At 42.9% G+C, this 18,407-nt stretch carries 15 protein-coding genes; 13 read left to right on the top strand and 2 right to left on the bottom strand.

Annotated elements, in window-relative coordinates:
- Positions 1-404 precede the first annotated feature (404 nt).
- Positions 405-617: a hypothetical protein gene (locus tag FC14_RS01805; RefSeq protein ID WP_056976051.1), complete on the top strand. Its 213-nt coding sequence runs from the start codon at positions 405-407 to the stop codon at positions 615-617.
- A 125-nt stretch (positions 618-742) separates the two neighbouring features.
- Here the strand turns inward: FC14_RS01805 and FC14_RS01810 are convergent, their stop codons facing one another.
- Positions 743-2,182, bottom strand: coding sequence for a 6-phospho-beta-glucosidase (locus FC14_RS01810; protein ID WP_056976053.1), 1,440 nt, complete (start codon positions 2,180-2,182; stop codon positions 743-745).
- 164 nt (positions 2,183-2,346) lie between these two features.
- Here FC14_RS01810 and FC14_RS10500 point away from each other — a divergent pair, with 164 nt between their 5' ends.
- The 5 genes from FC14_RS10500 to FC14_RS01830 all read left to right on the top strand — a co-directional run bounded on the left by FC14_RS10500 (position 2,347) and on the right by FC14_RS01830 (position 7,705).
- Positions 2,347-2,505, top strand: coding sequence for a hypothetical protein (locus FC14_RS10500; RefSeq protein ID WP_156655714.1), 159 nt, complete (start codon positions 2,347-2,349; stop codon positions 2,503-2,505).
- 28 nt (positions 2,506-2,533) lie between these two features.
- Entirely contained in the window at positions 2,534-3,538 is a 1,005-nt protein-coding gene (locus tag FC14_RS01815) for a glycosyltransferase (protein ID WP_156655715.1), read from the top strand.
- A gap of 16 nt (positions 3,539-3,554) precedes the next feature.
- Positions 3,555-5,072, top strand: a complete 1,518-nt coding sequence (gene gtfA / locus FC14_RS01820) for an accessory Sec system glycosyltransferase GtfA (protein WP_056976057.1) — start codon at positions 3,555-3,557, stop codon at positions 5,070-5,072.
- Complete coding sequence (gene gtfB, locus FC14_RS01825) at positions 5,065-6,393, top strand: accessory Sec system glycosylation chaperone GtfB (protein WP_056976059.1); 1,329 nt, start codon at positions 5,065-5,067, stop codon at positions 6,391-6,393. Before gtfA ends, gtfB begins: the two co-directional genes overlap by 8 nt.
- A 190-nt stretch (positions 6,394-6,583) precedes the next feature.
- Positions 6,584-7,705 (top strand): NAD(P)-dependent alcohol dehydrogenase, encoded by a 1,122-nt coding sequence (locus FC14_RS01830; RefSeq protein ID WP_056976133.1) that lies wholly within the window; start codon positions 6,584-6,586, stop codon positions 7,703-7,705.
- Positions 7,706-7,768: 63 nt separating this feature from the next.
- Here FC14_RS01830 and FC14_RS01835 read toward each other — a convergent pair whose 3' ends face one another.
- Positions 7,769-8,662, bottom strand: a complete 894-nt coding sequence (locus FC14_RS01835) for a glycosyltransferase family 2 protein (protein ID WP_056976061.1) — start codon at positions 8,660-8,662, stop codon at positions 7,769-7,771.
- Between the two features lie 231 nt (positions 8,663-8,893).
- Here FC14_RS01835 and FC14_RS01840 point away from each other — a divergent pair, with 231 nt between their 5' ends.
- The 7 genes from FC14_RS01840 to FC14_RS01870 form a co-directional block, all read left to right on the top strand.
- Positions 8,894-10,351: an amidase family protein gene (locus FC14_RS01840; RefSeq protein WP_056976062.1), complete on the top strand. Its 1,458-nt coding sequence runs from the start codon at positions 8,894-8,896 to the stop codon at positions 10,349-10,351.
- 91 nt (positions 10,352-10,442) lie between these two features.
- Positions 10,443-11,180, top strand: coding sequence for a glycosyltransferase family 2 protein (locus FC14_RS01845; RefSeq protein ID WP_056976064.1), 738 nt, complete (start codon positions 10,443-10,445; stop codon positions 11,178-11,180).
- 4 nt (positions 11,181-11,184) lie between these two features.
- Positions 11,185-12,579 (top strand): glycosyltransferase, encoded by a 1,395-nt coding sequence (locus FC14_RS01850; protein ID WP_162258654.1) that lies wholly within the window; start codon positions 11,185-11,187, stop codon positions 12,577-12,579.
- Positions 12,549-14,642: a glycosyltransferase gene (locus FC14_RS01855; RefSeq protein WP_056976068.1), complete on the top strand. Its 2,094-nt coding sequence runs from the start codon at positions 12,549-12,551 to the stop codon at positions 14,640-14,642. The genes FC14_RS01850 and FC14_RS01855 overlap by 31 nt, the downstream gene beginning before the upstream one ends.
- A gap of 18 nt (positions 14,643-14,660) precedes the next feature.
- The gene (locus FC14_RS01860; protein ID WP_056976070.1) at positions 14,661-15,776 is read left to right on the top strand and encodes an aminotransferase; all 1,116 of its coding nucleotides are present in this window, start codon (positions 14,661-14,663) and stop codon (positions 15,774-15,776) included.
- Positions 15,777-15,790: 14 nt separating this feature from the next.
- On the top strand, positions 15,791-17,950 hold the full coding sequence (locus FC14_RS01865) for a glycosyltransferase (RefSeq protein WP_056976072.1): 2,160 nt from the start codon (positions 15,791-15,793) through the stop codon (positions 17,948-17,950).
- Between the two features lie 194 nt (positions 17,951-18,144).
- Positions 18,145-18,407: PD-(D/E)XK nuclease family transposase (locus FC14_RS01870; RefSeq protein ID WP_202813000.1), on the top strand; the 263-nt coding region annotated here is incomplete at its 3' end.

Here is an 18,407-nt window from a genome sequence, read left to right on the forward strand (position 1 = left end):
CAGAGTAAGATACAGAATTTACATATTTCTGTGTCTACTCTAAAGGGAGCATATCACTTCTTACATGCTTTTAATTTAAATAACGCTAAATGAGCTATTTTCCACTATTAGATAGTTCTTGAAGAGTGGTAGTCACTTAACTAACCTATGATTACAAACTAATCTTGAATATTAGTAATTAATTTGAAGGACTTTTTAGCTAGCATTGGAATAACTAATTTATTTGTTCGATAGGGTTGTAATTGGTGTAGTGAATTAAGGGGCGGATGTGAGTTTATTTCCACTGTTGATTGAAGAAAATGATGTTTTATTGGTGGGGTGGTGGATTCGACTTTGGTGCGGGAGTACATACTAGGAATATGGCTACCAAAAGTAGAATTTTATAGAAGAAATTGCGTGAGCTGTTGGTTTTTACATTAAGAAAGTTAGGGGGAATCAAGGAAGGTCGCAAGGAAGGCACCGACGAAACGATTATCAAGTTAATTCCGGACCTATTTGCCCTAAGTAACGATCGTCAAGCTGTCATTAAAATCTTAATGAACAAGATGGGCTTGGGTCAGGAGCAAGCAGAAAGCTACTATCAGCGGGCCATGGCGGCGGAGCCAAAAGAGAAGTAGTAAGTATGGGGTAAGAAAATAGAAAACCGCCCTAACTTTCACATTCAACCATGAAAGTTAGGCGGTTTTTTTGTGATATGAATTCAAAGGTTAAAATGAACTAGTCAAACGGGAAATTAACTAGTTTAATTTAGGTCAGCACCGTTGGTCTTGATGACCTTTTGGTACCAGTAGAAGGAATCTTTGCGGCTGCGGGCAAGTGTTCCGTGGCCTTTGTCGTCCTTATCAACGTAAATAAAGCCGTAGCGCTTGGACATTTGGCCGGTACCGGCAGAAACAAGGTCGATGCAGCCCCATGGGGTGTAACCCATTAAATCAACCCCATCTAAGACGACCGCCTTGCGGACTTCCTCTAAGTGCTTTCTCAAGTAGTCTACCCGGTATGGGTCGTGGATGCTACCGTCGTCTTCTACTTTATCAACTGCGCCTAAGCCGTTTTCGACGATGAAGAGTGGCAAGTGGTAGCGGTCGGTTAATTCGTTTAAAGCATAACGTAAACCAACGGGATCGATTTCCCAATCCCAGTCGCTCTTTTCGACGTAAGGGTTAGGGACCACTGCTTCTGTTGGGTCAGCTAAATCATCTGGAGCAACTTTGTCAGCTGAAACTACCATTGATTGGTAGTAACTAAAACCGATGTAATCAACAGTTCCTTCTTTGAGGACGATGCGGTCTTCTGCGGTAATGTCTGGTCGGAAGCCCTTGCGTTCAATGTAAGCTTCGACGTTAGCTGGATAGTAGCCCCAAGCTTGAACGTCTGAGAACCAGTTGCGTCGTTGGTCTAGGCGTTGAGCCAATAAGACATCAGCTGGTTTTGAACTAGCAGGGTAAACAGGAGTGAAGTTAATCATCGTTCCAATCTTGAAGTCAGGGTTAATCTTCTTACCTTCTTTTACGGCCAAGGCACTAGCAACCAATTCGTAGTGAGCGGCTTGGTACATTTCGGCTTCGTTATCCTTATCGTTGTTTAAAAGCAAGCCGGAGTTAGTGCACATTAGGAAGTCATTGTTAAAGCTACTTTGATTGTCAATTTCATTAAAAGTCATCCAGTACTTTACTTTATCTTTGTAACGTTTGAAGCAAGTAACTGCAAAACGAACAAAGAAGTCGATAACTTTCCGGTTGGCAAACCCACCATAGGCTTCCACTAAGTGGTAGGGCATTTCAAAGTGGGCCAGGGTAATCACTGGTTCGATTCCATACTTATGACATTCATCAAAGAGATCGTCATAAAATTTTAGGCCGTCTTCGTTTGGTTCGAGTTCGTCACCATTAGGGAAAATTCGGGTCCAAGCAATAGAGGTTCTGAAACACTTGAAGCCCATTTCAGCGAAGAGCTTAATATCTTCACGATAGTGATGATAAAAGTCGATGGCATCGTGATTAGGGTAATTTTTACCAGGAATAACTCCGGCTGTAATTTCGCGTGGAACTTTGTTAGCACCGGCTGTCATTACGTCAGCCACACTGACACCCTTACCACCTGCTTGCCAAGCACCTTCTAGTTGGTGGGCAGCCACCGCCCCACCCCATAAGAAGCCAGCTGGGAATTGTAACTTAGTCATTAAAAAAACCTCGCTTCCATTTTTAAAACGTTTTCTACACTGTTAGTATATGTTGTTGGTACAAATTAGTCAAGTCCCAACTAAAATAAATTAAGCTAACCTAGCAAAAAGCGCTTAAGCTTGCTATTATAAAGGTAAATAGATAAATTTTTGGAGTGATTAAAATGGCAAAGGAAGATAAAGAGCGTCAAGATAAAATTGATGCGTTAGTAAAGCGCTTAGATAATATGAGTGATAAGGACTGGGAAGCAGAACACAAGAAGAATGTTCAAGTTTGGATCCAGAATTCACTTACAAAAACAGTCCCACTGAAAAAAGATTAACTAAGTGTATTGTTATGGGGGTGATGTAATGAGGGTGCATATCACAAATATGAATGGCCAGGCCAGCACGGCTCAAGTGGCTCAAAATATGGTAGCTAAGATTGCTAGAGAGCAACTAGGCTTTACGGAAATGGGAATTTATAACTATAACGTGGCAAGCGATAGCCCGGATAAATTAAGTGGACGCTTAGATGGAATTATTGCTGGCTTAAGCGTAGACGACGTAGTTATTTTACAAAGTCCTACCTGGAACGGCGCAAGGTTTGAGCATTTATTGCTTGACAGAATCAAGGCCTATAGGAACGTTAAAGTTATTGTTTTTATTCATGATGTAGTTCCGTGGATGAACGCTGATGCATCCGGTGAGTTGACTAATTATATTAAGTTATATAATCGGTGTGATTTAGTAATTAGTCCTAATCAGAAGATGACTAACCGCCTACGGGAATGTGGCTTAATGGTAACAAAGGTAATTAACCAAGAATTTTGGGACCATCCAGTGGCGGTTGATTCAACTAAGGTTGCGCCTTTTGCTAAACGGGTAACTTTTATTGGGCTAGGTAGTACTAAGCCGTTGATTGAAAACTGGGATTCTGAGCAAGTTAAGTTAGTTTTAACCACCGACAAACAACCAATGGCAGCGGATAAAAATATCGAGTTTATGGGCTATCAGTATGATTATAATTTGCTGGGACGGTTACGCCAGCAAGGTGGATTTGGGTTGCTTTGGAATGCGCTTCCGATTTGGAGAGAGTATATGCAGTATAATACCTCCTATAAATTGAGCACTTATCTAGCTGCCGGTTTACCAGTGATTACTAGTCCAAATATTGCGCAGCGTGAAGTTATTGAAGCTAAAAAACTAGGGTTGTTTGTTAATTCTGTTGATGAGGCGGTTAGACAAATTGAAAACATGACGTCAGCTGAATACCAAGAAATGAGGGCTGGGGTTGAGGAATTTGCCCACCTAATTAGAAATGGTTACTTCACTAAACGCATCCTAACAGAGGCAATTTTTAACTTGTTTTATTAACGGAAGGGATATTTAGATGACAATTTATAACTTTAACTTAGGGATTGGTTGGGCTAATAGTGGGGTTGAATATGCGCAAAGCTACCGGGCCAAGTTGCTTCGTGAGCTGGGCCAGGAAGCCAAGTTTATTTTTACTGACTTAATTTTAAGCGAAAACATTGAGCACCTGACTGCTAATCTAGGCCTAAAGGATGAAGAGGTTATCTGGCTTTATTCGTATTTTACGGACGTTAAAATCAGTCCGACTACCTATACTTTAGCCGACTTAAAGGCTAGTTTGGGGCAAGAGGTGGTGAAGGAAGTCAGAAATGGCAAGGCAGTCTACCTTTACTTGGCCCCTAAAAATAGCTGGGTGGCGGCTTACCTTAAAAATAGCCAAAGTGACTTGGTTGAACGGGCGGAGTTTGTTTCCAATAATTGCCTTTACCGTAAGGACTATTACACTTATACGCGCCTATTTAGCGAGTACTATACCCCCCGCGATAACCGGGCTTATGTCTACCAACGACGTTTTTTCAATGAAGACGGTAGCGTGGCTTACGAAGAAATTATGGACGGGGACAGTCCCCAAATGTTTCGTTTCCCGGATAAGATTCTCTACTCAAAGGCAGAATTTATTGACTACTTTGTTAGCAAGTTAGCCTTTAAAGCTGGAGACATTTTATTGCTAGACAGATCTAAAGGTTTAGGCCAACAAGTCTTTAGGAATAAGGGCGAAGCTAAGCTAGGGGTCATGGTTCACGCAGACCATTTTAGTGAACACTCGGTAGACGATGACTACATTTTGTGGAATGATTACTATGATTATCAGTTTACCAATAGTGAAGCAGTGGATTTCTTTGTGGTGGCTACTGCGAGCCAACGCGACTTGTTGTTAAAGCAGTTTGCTAAGTATGAGCACAAGCAACCGAAAGTGGTGGTAATTCCGGTTGGCAGTGTGGATAAGCTCCGCCACCCGAAGGTGCCCCGGCAGCCGTTTGCCTTAATAACCGCCTCAAGGTTGGCACCCGAAAAGCATGTCGACTGGTTGGTTAACGCCTGCATTCGTGCCCACAAGGAAATTCCCGATTTAACCTTGGATATTTATGGTGAAGGCAGCGGCAAAGAGCAGTTAGAAAAGCTAATTGCAAATAACCAGGCCCAAAAGTATATCCGCTTAAAGGGCCACCAAGATTTAAAAGAGCAGTATGTTAACTACACGGCCTATATTACGGCTTCAACCACGGAAGGCTTTGGCTTGTCGTTACTCGAAGCGATTGCGTCGGGCTTACCGTTAATTGGTTTAGACGTCCGGTATGGGATGCAGACCTTTGTGGATAACGGTCAAAATGGGTACGTTTGTCCTTGGTCAGACTCTATGGGAGCCCCTAGGATTGTGGATAACTTAGCTTTTGCAATCACTGAGCTCTTCAAAGCCGATTTGAGCAAGTTTAGGGAACATTCCTACCACAAGGCGCAATCTTTTATGGAAGCTAACGTCCGAAAGGCTTGGGCGGAATTGATTGCTACGGAAGGGGGCTTAGGTCATGCTTAATTTGTTTGCTAATTATAATGAGCAAGCTGAGTTGCTCTACCATTCCCTCCAGGCTGCAGGTTACAGTCACCCGACCGTTGTTTTAGAGGATAATGGCTTTTTGCCTGCCGAAGTAGAGTCGCCTTATAAATACTTTGTTGAAGCGACTCAGCGTTCAACGACCGGCAAGCCTTGTTTCTTTAACCAGGTAAAGGTACCGGCCCTGTGGGAAATTAAGGGCGATGCCAAGGGAGCTGGGGTCTACTATTTGGATGAAAAGCGGGCTAATATCAACTATCACTACCCTAAGGATAGACGCTTAGTCGAAAGAGTTACTTGGTTGGACCGCCAAGGAAACGCGCGCTTTGTAGAGCACTATAATCAGGATGGGTGGATTTTTGCTAAGACGAGCTATAACCTCTTACACGAGGCAATCACCACGGCTTACTTTACCCAGAGTGGGCAAGAAGTAATTGTGGAAAACCACATTACCCATGATGTCACCTTGAATTTCCAAGGTAAAATCTATAACTTCCCCACTAAGTTAGACTTTGTGCTATACTACCTAAACTTTAGGCACTTTGAATTAGACCGAATTTTCTATAATTCTTTGGCCTTACCGTTCATGGTGGTTTTACGTTTACCTCAAAATGGGTCAGATGTCCTCTTTTGGCAGGAAGGCTTAGGCGACCAGGTTCCAGGCAACATGCAGTTGATTTTCAACAACCAAGCTAGGCGCACGAAGAAGATTGTGGTTACAAATGAAGAAGTATATCAGAAGCTGCGGTCATTGGTCGGGCATAACCAGCGTAAATTAATTAAGTACTTACCTTATGTCTACCAAGTCTTTAGGCATAACCTCCTGCGACCGGTCAGCTTTACCTTAACTAATACCGATAATTTATTAAACTTTGAGGAACTGTTAAAGGCGGCCCCGGATATTACCTTCAACGTAGCGGCTTTGACTAACATGTCCAATAAATTATTAGACTTGCTTAAGTATCCCAACGTGATTTTATATCCGAATGCCAATCAGGCCCGGCTTAACCTCCTCTGGCAGGGGGCAGATATTTACCTCGACCTTAATGTGGGTGAGGAGGTCAATAATGCTAGTCGAAAGGCCTTCGAAAACAACATGTTAATCCTCGGGTTTGAAAATTCGGTCCACGACGACAAGCTGGTCGATCCAGAAAGTATCTATGCCACCCCAAACTACAAAGCACTGGGGAAAAAGTTAAATGAAATAGCTAATAAGCCTAACTTGATGAAGGACCTACTCCTTAAGCAGACTAAGGCTGCCCGGGCGGCTAACATTAGTAAATACAAAAATATTTTAGACTAGGCAAAACGCCTAAATTCCGGTGGAAAGCTGGAATTTAGGCGTTTTTTTGTTAGGGAAAAATAAGGTTGCCATTCAACTAAAAATGAAGGAAGCTGTAGAAATGGTACTAAAAATCTGTAGAAATGACATTGTGAATATTGAAACAAGTAACTATAATGAGGTTGAAAACGTTAACAAAGAGGGTTTTAGCATGAAGATTAAAGCTGCAGTTGTTCCTGAAGTTGGAGCACAATTTGAAATTAGAGATAACATCGATTTACATGAAGTTGGGCCAACCGACCTGCAAATTCACATGGTTGCTAGTGGGATTTGTCACTCTGATGAGGCCATCAGAAAAGGGGATGCCTCCTTGGGTTACCCGGTTATCTTGGGACACGAGGGTGCTGGGATTGTTGAAAAGGTTGGTTCTGAAGTAAAGAATTTTGAAGTGGGTGACCACGTTATCCTGTCATTTTATTCTGACGGGACCTGTGATAATTGTTTGAAGGGGATGCCAACAAAATGTCGTTCTTACGCCCAATACAATTTGTCTGGAGTAAGGGCCGACGGTGAAGATCATTTCCAAGAAAACGGCCAACATATTTCTGATATGTTTAACCAATCATCATTTACTACGACCACAGTGGTCGACCAACGTAATGCTGTTAAAATTGATAAGAGTTTTGATTTGCGGAAAGTTGGGCCGTTAGGCTGTGGTTATGTAACTGGATCTGGGACAGTGCTTAACACCCTCAAACCTAAGCCAGGAGACACAATTGCAGTTTTTGGGACCGGAGCTGTTGGCTTAGCTGCTATGATGGCTGGTCGCATTTCTGGCTGCATTAAAGTAATTGCGATTGACATTGTGCCAGAACGGCTTGAATTAGCAAAAGAGCTAGGGGCAACCCACACTATTAATAGTAAGCAAGAGGATGCTGTCGCTAAAATTAAGGAATTAACCGGAGGCTATGGGGTAGATTGGACGGTTGATACCACTGGGTTACCAGCCGTAATTAAGAACGCCATTGCTGCCTTAGCTCAAGGTGGAACTTGTGCTGCAATTGCCGTCACCCCTCACCTAATTGAACTTTCGACTTGGAATGACCTGTGCGTAGACGATAAGAAGGTGGTTGGTGTTAATATGGGTGACTCAATCCCTCAAATTGACATCCCACGCTTGCTTGAATTTTACAAGTTAGGCTGGTTTGATTTTGATAAGACTGAGAAGTTTTATGATTTTGAAGAAATTAATCAAGCTAACGCTGACTCCGTTTCAGGTAAGACCATTAAACCTGTCTTAATCATTGATAAGGATTATCGACCAGAAGCTTAAGTTAATAAAAATCATCCCCCGCCTAGTGGTTTGCAATCAGAAAACCGCTGGGCGGGGGTTTTGTTATTTAGATACTTTGTTACGGTTCATTAATTTTAAGAGCCATTGGATTTCGCGATACTCTGCGCTATTAGTTTGCTTGGCTTGTTCTAAGACATAGGCATCCTGGGTCAAATTATGATGTAGTTCGCCTAAAAATGATTTAGGGTCTACTTGAGCAGCCAGCATGTCTAAGGCCCGGTAGCGAAAGGCGGTTAAAATATCCATATCGCTCTTTAAAATTTTAGGACTCTGGGTAATGTTGTTAGTTTGGTTGACGCGGTAGGTGTAATTATCTACTAGAAGACCTACGACTTTGTTGGCGCCTAAAAAGGTCCGCAAGGAATTGGGCCCATCTTCAAAGTAGAGGTTAGGGATGAAAGGATTTTGTAAGTAGAGTTCTTTTTTACCGAGCTTTCCCCACGGATGCACGTAGCAGCCATGGCGAAAGGGTAACTTCTCATCTGGCATTGCAGCCGCTTGTTTAGCGGTGAGCTCGTAGACTTTGCCTTTGACTTCGGGTTTTACGTTAAAGTAAAACATGCCGGCCTGCTGATCAAGAATATTAAACTCCGAAAAAACCAGGTCGGCTTGATAATCTTCTAAAGTAGTGACTAGTGCTAGTAAGTAATCCTCGGCCACAAAGTCATCACTATCAATAAAAGCAATCAAATCCCCCCGAGCATTTTTAATGCCAATATTACGGGCAGTAGAGACTCCTAGCCGTTCGGTTAGATGGACTACCCTAATCTGTGAGTTACTGGCATAACAATCACAGATTTGACTAGATTCATCGGTGGAACAGTCGTCTACCAACAAGAGTTCAAAGTCGGTAAAAGTCTGTGCCAAAATAGAATCAAGACACTGCTCGAGGTAGGTGGCAGCATTATAAACAGGAATAACAACACTAACTTTCATGAAACTTCCCCCTGTTACCTTATATTATCTAATTTTGATAACGGATACAAAAATCATTTCTAGTTAATTGTTACATTTTTAATAAATTATTTATTGAGGAGTTATAAATTAGTCATCGCTTAAAAATAAAGATTGATAACTAATTGATAATTTAAAAAAATTTTACGATTCCTTTAAAAACGAGTACAATTAAATAGATAAATATCTTTTTAGACTTAAGGGGGCATTGCCATGGTAGCTGATGCAACTTACTGGGCGGAGTGTTTACGGCAAGGAGAAATCAGTTTTAGCGAGTTAGTGAGTTTGATGCAAAAACGGGTAGCCAATTTAAATGGCCAACTAAATGCTTTAACTAGTTTTAACCCAGCCTTAGCCCAAGCGGAATATGAACAAAGTGATTTTGAAGATAGCTTATTTGCCGGCTTGCCGGTTCCTGTAAAAGTGCTAGGACCCGACGCACGGGGGCTGGCTAATAGCGGGGCAGCACGCTTGTTTAAAGATAGTGTGGCTACGCGGGATTCTAACTTCATTAAGCGGGCTAAAAAAATCGGCCTTATTCCGATTGGAACGACTAACGCGCCTGAGTTTGGTTTTAAAAATGTTACTGACTCATACTTGTATGGTGACTGCCATAATCCCTGGGATTTAGCTAGGACTCCGGGTGGTTCTAGCGGCGGGGCGGCAGCCGCAGTTGCCGCTGGCATCTTCCCCCTGGCACTCGCTAGCGACGGGGGTGGTTCGATTAGGATTCCAGCTGCCTATACTGGGTTGATTGGGTTAAAGCCTAGCCGGGGGACAATGCCACTTGGGCCTAATGGCTGGCGGTCTTGGCAGGGAGCCGCGGTTAACTTTGCCTTGACAGTTTCATTACGCGATACTAGAAACCTCTTCTACGGTTTAAGGAAGCAAGGGCCAACCGCGCCCTACCAACCAGTTCAGGCAGAGTGGTGCCACTTTTTAGAAGATAACTATGGGAAAAGACCCCTACGGGTAGCTTTTACCACCGAGTCGCCGGTCAAGACTAAGGTTAGTCCAGCTGCTAAGCAGGCTGTTTTAGCGGCGGTTAACTTTATGGAAACCGAACTTGGTTATCAGGTAAGTGAAGCCCAGCCACAGGTTAACGGCAGGGAATTGATGAACCAGTATTATCTGATGAACGGAGCTGAGACTGCTGCAATGTTAGCCTCCTTTGAAGAACAGCGCCAGACCAAGTTAGCTTTTGAGGAAGTAGAACCATTGACTTATGCCCTGTATCGCTATGGACAAAATATTCCAGCGGCGGCCTATGTTAACTCGCTCAATTATTGGGACCAAACTGCTTATCAAGTCGATGAATTTTTTAAAGACTATGATCTTTATTTAAGCCCCACTACGGCCCAGGTTGCCCCTAAAATTAGCGAACGAGAGGAACTGTTAGCTCCGGCCCTAGTTAGTTTTGAACCACTTTCCCTAAGCGAACATGCAGAATTAATTTACCAAATGTTTGCCCCCAGCTTGGCTCAAACACCCTTTACCCAGTTGGCTAACTTGACAGGTAACCCAGCAATCAGTTTACCCACTGGCCTAGATGAACACCTTCCCCTGGGGATTCACTTTATGGCTGCTAAGGGGCGGGAGGATTTACTATTTGAAGTCGGTCACGAATTTGAACAGGCCGGTCGCTTTAAGTTACCACCATTTTATGAATAAAATTTGATTTTATTTTGAAAAGGCGCAACTATTCAAAAAATAGCTAAAAAGTTATAATGGAGATAGCAATTGATGAATGGAGGGATTAAGTATGGAAGTTAAGGTTACCGTAGTCGTAATTGATCGGGGTTCACCACAAGTAAAGCTGACTAAATGCTTGGAGAGTGTAGCTAAACAAACATTAGTTGATAAGGAAATTTTGTTAATTAGTCCCAAAACTGAGTTGGATGCGGCGGTTGACATGCACCTTGTTCAACCAGCTACTGTTTCCTTTAGCCAACTTTTAAGGTTAGTAGCTAAGTATGCGCAAGGAGAGTTTATAAGCATACTTGAGGCAGAAAATTTCTATTTAGATGAGCAGGCCCTAGCCAAGAACTTGGCTGACTTGGCAACTAATAAGGCTGATTTAGGGGTGGCTCCGCTAGTGGTTTTAGACCAAGGCACCTTTTATTTTAAAACCAATCCAACTAACGTTCATAAGTTAGTAACGACTAACAATATTATCCCCTATATGCGCCTTTTTGAAGCCTTCCGCTATGTTCAGGGAAGCTTATTTAGCCGCGAATTGTTAGTGGATGTCTTAGCTGAACAAGCAGTTAAGACGGAACAACAACTACTATATTACTTAGTTCATGCTTGTCAAAAGGCAGTCTTGCTTCCTGAAACGCTCTGCTGTTTTGTCCTAACGGAAGACCATCAGTTGCCGGTTTTTAAATGGGAGGAAGACTACCAGTATTCTAATGCACAAAGTTTTGTGCAAGCAATCAAGCAAAGTGATTATCATGAGGAAATTCTAGACCGAATCCAGCTTACGATTGGGGTTCGATGACGGCTTGATTTTGCACCTAGAAGCCCTGGTCCACTCGCTTGATAAGAATACGGATACGCCCATAGACCTCTACATTATCTATGCCAGCTTAACGGCCGAGAGTATTTCCCGGGTGAAGTTTATCAACGACAAGCTAGAGGCGGTTACTTTAATTCTGCGACCTATTCCTAAAGAAAGTAGACAATTTATCGAAAATATTAATATGGATAAGGCCCGGCTGCCAATCGGGACCTACTTTAGAATTATTGTGCCCGAAGTATTGACTGATTTAGAGCGGGTAATTTACCTAGATACGGATATGGTTGTAAACGCAAGTCTGACACCCTTGTGGCAAACGCCATTAGAAGGTAACTTCATTGGGGCATGCGAAGACAGACTAGTCTTTTATCACCGGCGGGTTAACGCTGAGTCCGTCCTGTTTGGAAAGCAGGGTGAGCGCTACTTTAACGCGGGCATGATGCTGATGGACTTGAAACTGATGCGGCAGTACAGTACCAGTTTTTACAGTGCCCAACTGGCCTTAGATACGGCCGACGTCATTAAGTATGCCGACCAGGACGTTCAAAATCTGTATTTTTACGGGGCCAATAAGCAAATAGACCTTACTTATAACTACGGCTTAGAATACGTGCAGTATACTGACCGGCCTTTAAGCGAAGTTGCAATCATCCACTACTATGGTTGGAAGAAGCCCTGGATGAATATGGTTACGGAAACGTTTATGCACCCTAGCCGGCGGCCGGCTATGCACCTTTACCGCCAATATCATAACGAGATGAAGGCAATCTTAGGCGATAACCCTGACGTAATCTCGGTGATTTTAGCTGCCGACCAAGCCCAAAGTGGTGAATTTGAACGGTGTTTTGAGGGCTTTTTAACCCAAACTTACACCAACTTAGAACTTTTAATTGTGACCGCTAAAGGCTTAACCTCAGACTTGCAAACTTATTTGAAAACTATCAAACCTTATTACCCTAATATTAAGGTGGTAACGGGGACGATGGCTCAAGCAGTGAAGCAAAGTCAGGGAAGTTATCTGTATTTCTTTAACCTCGATGATTTACTTTCGGAAAAGACCGCGTTAGCCCAGCTAGTAGCAGCTTGTCAACAAGGAGTCCAGGTGGTTTATTCAGGTTATCAACGCTTAGACCTCCAAAAGAAAGTTATCTACTGGCAAAAGCACCGCTCTAATGAGGTGCGGGCGTTAAGCTTGGCTGAACACCAAAAGGCGGCAACTGAGCTAACTAGTTTAGCTGGGCTGTTAGTGACCAAAGACGTGGCTGCTGAGATTGTTAGACAGTCGGGGGGAATAACTAGCGCCGGGCTACTAAAAGCTGCCACTAAGGCGGCATTTGTTGACCGAGATTTATGGATACAACTGGTAAGCAGGCAGATTTAGCTAAGTGCCTAGATAGCATTAGCAAGCAAACTTACTCTGATTATGAGCTACTCTTGGTTACTTCAGAAGAATCCTCCCTAGTTGTGCCCCCAAGTGTCACCCAGTATGAGCTTTCAGGTCAGGTGGATTTGGCTAGGACCATCACGCTTGCAAAACAACATGCTGACGGCCAGTTTGTAACCTTTATGCAGGCTAGAGATTTTATTTTGGAGGATGATGCCTTAGCAAATTGTCTACAAGAAGTTGATAAACGTGATGTTGACTTGGGGATGGCAAACGTGGTGAGGTTAGCGGACGATAAATTCTATCTAAGTGATCACCACTTGGGAAATTATGGACTAATCAACACCAATAATCTCATCCCTTATATGCGTTTTTACCTGGCCTTCCGTAATATTTGGGGCTTGTTTATTAATAAGGAGTTATTAGAAAAATTAGCCGCCCAAAATCAAGGCCAGCGGGTCTTATACCAGGCTGTGCATCTAGCTAAAAAAGCAATCATTATGCAGAGTAAATTTTACTGCTTGGTTGAAGCGGCCGATAATCAAGTGGAACCGTTTAGGTGGCAGACTGACTATGAGTACTCGGAGGCTAAGCGCTTGGTTAGTGAAATTAGGGCGCGCGGTTATCAGGCCCAGATTCCTAAGGTCATCAACGTCGCCTTGTGTATTGATGATAACCTGGTTAAACGCTTAGTGCCTTTGATTTATTCGCTAGCTAAGAATAACCGGGAGCTGAATTTGTACCTGGTCTACTACCGCTTAAGTTCAAGTAATAAGGATTACTTACGCCAACTGGCAACTAACTTTAGTAACCTCAACTTTCATTTGCGCAAGTTGACCAAGGAACTCCACCAATTCATTGAGCCGATTAATCTATCGAAGATCAAGCTGCCGGTAGCAACTTATACCCGGGTGTTGTTACCCCACATCTTGCCGGAAGTTAAGCGCATCATATACCTTGATACTGATACCCAGGTGTTAGCCAGTTTAGAAGAGCTTTGGCAAACAGATTTAGAGGGGAACTTTTTGGGAGCAGCTGGCGATAGTGCGCCCTATATGCATCGGAAGTTAGGGACTTGGCACAGCATGTTCGGTGACCAAGGGGATAATTACTTTAACTCGGGGGTCTTGTTAATGGACCTAGAGTTAATGCGTAAATACCATGTTGCCTTTAAAGTGATTAAGGAAGCACTAGATACAGCCCAAATCTTTGTCCAAGCAGACCAAGATGCTCACAACCTTTATTATTACGATGCCTATAAGCGCTTGGATTTAAAATATAATTACGGTAGCCCGCTGTTCGAATACGAACCGTACCCCTTAGAGGCAATTACTATTTTGCACCACTATGTGTATAAGCCGTGGAAAGATGGAGTGCTGGAGGAAGCAGATTCGTTAGTGTTAGCGGCCCTAAATACCTACTACCAGGCTAAGCGGGAAGCAGATGAATTGTTAGGCAAATGGCCTGATAAAATCTCAGTAATTGTGGATTTACGGCAGAATGAACGAGCTGATCTAAAACGCTGCTTGGGTGGGTTGCTCTACCAAAGTTATACTAACCTTGAAATTTTAGTCTTGACTAAGGGAACGTTGACTAAGCAGCAAGCAGAATTTTTGGCCGAATTGCAACCCTACCACCGGCTTGAAATCGTCGAGGCTAGCCAACTAAAAGAGGCTGTGGCTAAGGCTAGTGGAGCTTACGTCTACTTCTTGAATATTAATGACCTCCTGTTAAAGGAAGATGTGTTAGCTAAATTCTATCAAGTGGCTAACAGAGGAGCTGATCTGGTTGCCAGTGATTACCAGCGCTTTGATTACCAAACCAAAATGATTTACTGGGTTAACAAGGAAGAGCAGGTAGCCTTTTTAGGCGCAACTAACAACCAACAGTACCAACGCGAGTTGGGAGAATTAACTGGCTGGTTGGTAAAAACTAGCTTGGCTAAAGAGTGTTTAGCTAGTGGAGTTAGTGAGCAACTGGCAGCCAAGTTATTGCGACAAGAAGCTAAGCAAGTCGCAGTTATTAGTGAGCAGCTATGGCTAAAAACATTTAACAAGTAAGAAAGGAATTTATAATTAATGGACTTACCAGCATTTGGAGTGGAAGAATGGTTAAACAAATGGGAAACTAAGGCCAAGTATGATATTTCGCAAAGTTCGATTAAGTCCTTAACCTTAGAGGAGTTGATTGGGCTAGACGGGACTAAGGTGGCAGACTTTTTTGCGCGCTACGCTAATACCAATTTGGATTATGGCGCGATTGAAGGTTCAGCCGAGTTTAAACAGCTGGTGGCTGGCTTGTATCGGCATGTAGAAGCAGATAACATTTTACAAATGAATGGTGCCACCGGCGGGAACTTTTTGGCCCTGTATGCGTTAGTTAACCCTGGTGACCAGGTTATTTCCATGCTACCTTCCTACCAGCAACTATATGATATTCCCAAGTCACTGGGAGCGGAGGTTAAGTTTGTCCGCCTGAAAGAAGAAGCAAATTGGGATTATGATTTAGACCAGCTGGCCAAATTGGTAACACCCCAAACTAAGTTAATTACTTTGAATAGTGCCAACAATCCGACTGGGACTTGGTTGAAAGCAGACCAGGTTAGACGTTTGGCTAAAATTGCGGCTAGTGTGGATGCTTATGTCTTAGTCGATGAAGTTTATGAACCCCTGGAAGCCAGGGAGAACTTCTTGTCGATTGTAGATGCCTATGATAAGGGGATTGCAGTTAGTTCGCTATCTAAAACTTACTCGCTTCCGGGTCTACGCATTGGTTGGACTGCTTCTAACAAGGAAGTAGCTGATTTATTTAGAAAATATCGGGACTATACCACGATTTGTGGTGGGGTTTTGAATGATGCTTTGGCAGTGCATGCCCTTAAAAATAAGGATAAAATCTTAGCCCGCAACCGGAAGATAGTAGCCGAAAACATGCAGTTAGTCAAAGACTGGGTTGCCTCTGAACCTAAGGTAGCACTGGTGGAACCAGAGTCTGTTTCAACGGCCTTTATTAAGTTGGAGCTAAAAGAAGATGATTATCGTTTCTTTACTAGGTTAGTTAAAGAAACCGGGGTCTTACTGGTTCCTGGGGCGGCCTTTGGTTTTCCAGGTCATGCCCGCTTGGGCTATTGTTGTCAAAAAGAAGTTTTACAAGCAGGACTGCGGAGGTTATCGACCTTTTTACACCAACAGTGAGGAAGTGAGCGGGAGTGGAAGCAAAGATTTCACTAGTATTGTTAGCTAATGGGAGTCAAGCCGCCCTAGATAGGTGTTTAGACTCTTGTTTTAGGCAAAGCTATTCTGAATTTGAATTACTTGTCTTTACGGACGAAACGGTGCAGGTTGCCCGCGAGGATGAACGTCTCAGGGTTTATGAGACCTCGTTAGCGGATCCAGGTGCCTTAAGGGTGGCCGCCCTAAGACGGGCGACTACTGACTACCTAATGTTTTTAGAGGCTGCTGATTTTTTGGTGGGAACGGATGCGCTAGCTATTTTTATGACCAGGTTAGCCGAGCAGCAAAGTGACCTAGCCATAACTAACCTTGTTTTTTATAAGGAGGCTGAGTTGATCTATCCTTTTTCCCGGGCTAAGACCAGGCCGATTACCGTCAATAACTACTTGTTATGTGCTCGTTTGTACGGTGGTTTTAGACGACTAGGGGGAAATCTTATTGCTAAGGACCTTCTAACTCGGTTGGGTGAACAACTAGGAACGTTAGCGACGCAAGATTTATATTTAAAATTATGCTTACTGGCTAAGCGGCCGGTTTATCTCAGTGATGCCTGCTATGCTTACAGTATTGAAAACGGCCGGCAACTCCCCGCTTTTAGTTGGCAAGCGGATTACCATTTAGGACCGGCGGCTGGCTTAGTTAAGCAAATTCAAGCAAGTCATTACCAAGCAAGTGTCCCTGAGAAATTAACACTAGCTGTTTGTCTAGATGAGTATAGCGCCGGTAAGGTTGATGTCTTGCTTTATTCGCTTGAAAGAAACAATCCAAGCGGAGGAGTAATTTACCTGATTTACGAAGAGTTAACACCACAGACTAAGGCTTGGTTAGTTAGACTGGGGCAGGGCTTTGTTAACTTTAAGTTGGAATTTATCAAGCTCTCCTTACTTGACCGTCACTTACTTAATAAAATCTCACTGGCGGGTAACCATTTACCTGTGAGTGCTTACTACCGAATATTATTGCCTAACCTCTTACCTGAAGTAGACCGGGTACTTTACCTAGATTATGATACCTTAGTAGTTAACGATTTAACGAGTTTATGGCAAAGCGACCTGGAGGGACACTTTCTTGGTTGTATTCGAGATTTAGGGGTAACTATAAAGAATGGTTGGAGTAATGATTTATTAGGAAAATACGGGGAAAATTATTTTAACTCCGGGGTCTTATTGATGGATTTAGCATTGCTGAGAAAATACAGTCTCACCAGCTATTTTTACCAATTTATCCTAGAAGCTACCGACTTTTTTGTTTTAGGTGATCAGGATGCTTACAATCTTTACTTTAAGGATGCGGTTAAGTACTTGGGGGTCGAAAACAATTATGTCTGCAAGTTATTTAGTAGCGACTTAGCTAGTGAACACCGAAAGCTACAGGAAATTAATGTTTTGCACTTCCTAAGTGCTGAAAAGCCTTGGCGTGATGCTAGCAATTATCCTAAAGAAATGTTGCCTGCAGTCACTAGTTATCGTAACTACCGCCAGGAGTTACGGGCCAAATATAATTTAAAGGCGGAACAACCGGCTTTAACCGTCTTGGTGTTAGTGACTACTGCGTTAGAATTAGACCGGTGTCTCGAAAGCATCTACTACCAGGACTACCCTAATTTAGAACTAGTAGTGGTTGATATGAGTGAAGCTGCAGCAGTTTTAACAAGCTTACAAAAGTATCAGGCAATCTATGGGGACATTAAATATTGCCAGGCTAGCTCGACGACTAATGCAGCTGAATTAATTCAAAGCTGGGCTAACCAAGCTAAGGGTGAGTTAATGACCGTTATTTCTAGCAAAGATTGCTTTAATAAAAACGAACCGTTTAGGCAAATGGTGAATTACTTACAGCAGGAACAATTAGATTTAATCGGGTCGATGCATATGCGTTACCTAACTGAAGATGGATCTTTTAGGGTCTTTCCGGTTAGTGGTGAGTTTGAAGATACTGGTAGCCATAGCATTACTGACCTGGTGGCAAGTTATGCAGGTGAGTATCAACAACTTAGTGGCTTTATTTTTAAACGGGAGCTACTAGCTACTAGCGAGCCGGCTACAAGTGAACTTGAGCTAGTGAAGAATTTACTTGCGGCTAGCCAAAAACGTGCTACCTGGAAGGAGTATGCTTGGATTTTAACAGTTAAATAACATTAGGAAGCGGTTTTTACGAAAGGATTTTAAGAAAGCAATGTACTTCTTAAAATCCTTTATTTAGTTTGGAGCCTTAGTAAAAAAAGTTGCAACTTTTTTGAATTAATCGCCGGTTATTTTGCGTATATCTATAGTGAAGGGTAAATTATTCTCTTTGCCTTTCAAATTTTATATAATTAAAGGAGAAGCAAATGGTAAGTAAGCAAAAAATCCGGCGCAAACTGGCCCAGGCCGACTTCACTGACGACGTCATGTTTGAGCTGGTCATGTCTCAGTTAGAAATTTGTCGCAAATTCTTAAAGGCGGTCTTACCGCAGTTAGACTTTACTAAGATTAAAGTCGTCTACCCAAGTCACTTAAAAACCGACTATTTGTCTAAGGCAGGCCGCTTAGACATTCACTGTACCGATGCTTATGGTAACCAATTCGATATCGAGCTGCAGATGACTAACGA

Origin of the sequence: Ligilactobacillus agilis DSM 20509 (assembly GCF_001436215.1) — a bacterium.
Taxonomy (GTDB): domain Bacteria; phylum Bacillota; class Bacilli; order Lactobacillales; family Lactobacillaceae; genus Ligilactobacillus; species Ligilactobacillus agilis.

Excerpts from the sequence above, each read along its gene's own strand:
- FC14_RS01845 (WP_056976064.1), top strand. The coding sequence starts at position 10,443 with ATGGAAGTTAAGGTTACCGTAGTCGTAATTGATCGGGGTTCACCACAA.
- gtfA (WP_056976057.1), top strand. The coding sequence starts at position 3,555 with ATGACAATTTATAACTTTAACTTAGGGATTGGTTGGGCTAATAGTGGG.
- FC14_RS01840 (WP_056976062.1), top strand. The coding sequence starts at position 8,894 with ATGGTAGCTGATGCAACTTACTGGGCGGAGTGTTTACGGCAAGGAGAA.
- FC14_RS01810 (WP_056976053.1), bottom strand. The coding sequence starts at position 2,182 with ATGACTAAGTTACAATTCCCAGCTGGCTTCTTATGGGGTGGGGCGGTG.
- FC14_RS01855 (WP_056976068.1), top strand. The coding sequence starts at position 12,549 with ATGGATACAACTGGTAAGCAGGCAGATTTAGCTAAGTGCCTAGATAGC.
- FC14_RS10500 (WP_156655714.1), top strand. The coding sequence starts at position 2,347 with ATGGCAAAGGAAGATAAAGAGCGTCAAGATAAAATTGATGCGTTAGTA.
- FC14_RS01815 (WP_156655715.1), top strand. The coding sequence starts at position 2,534 with ATGAGGGTGCATATCACAAATATGAATGGCCAGGCCAGCACGGCTCAA.
- FC14_RS01830 (WP_056976133.1), top strand. The coding sequence starts at position 6,584 with ATGAAGATTAAAGCTGCAGTTGTTCCTGAAGTTGGAGCACAATTTGAA.
- FC14_RS01860 (WP_056976070.1), top strand. The coding sequence starts at position 14,661 with ATGGACTTACCAGCATTTGGAGTGGAAGAATGGTTAAACAAATGGGAA.
- gtfB (WP_056976059.1), top strand. The coding sequence starts at position 5,065 with ATGCTTAATTTGTTTGCTAATTATAATGAGCAAGCTGAGTTGCTCTAC.
- FC14_RS01835 (WP_056976061.1), bottom strand. The coding sequence starts at position 8,662 with ATGAAAGTTAGTGTTGTTATTCCTGTTTATAATGCTGCCACCTACCTC.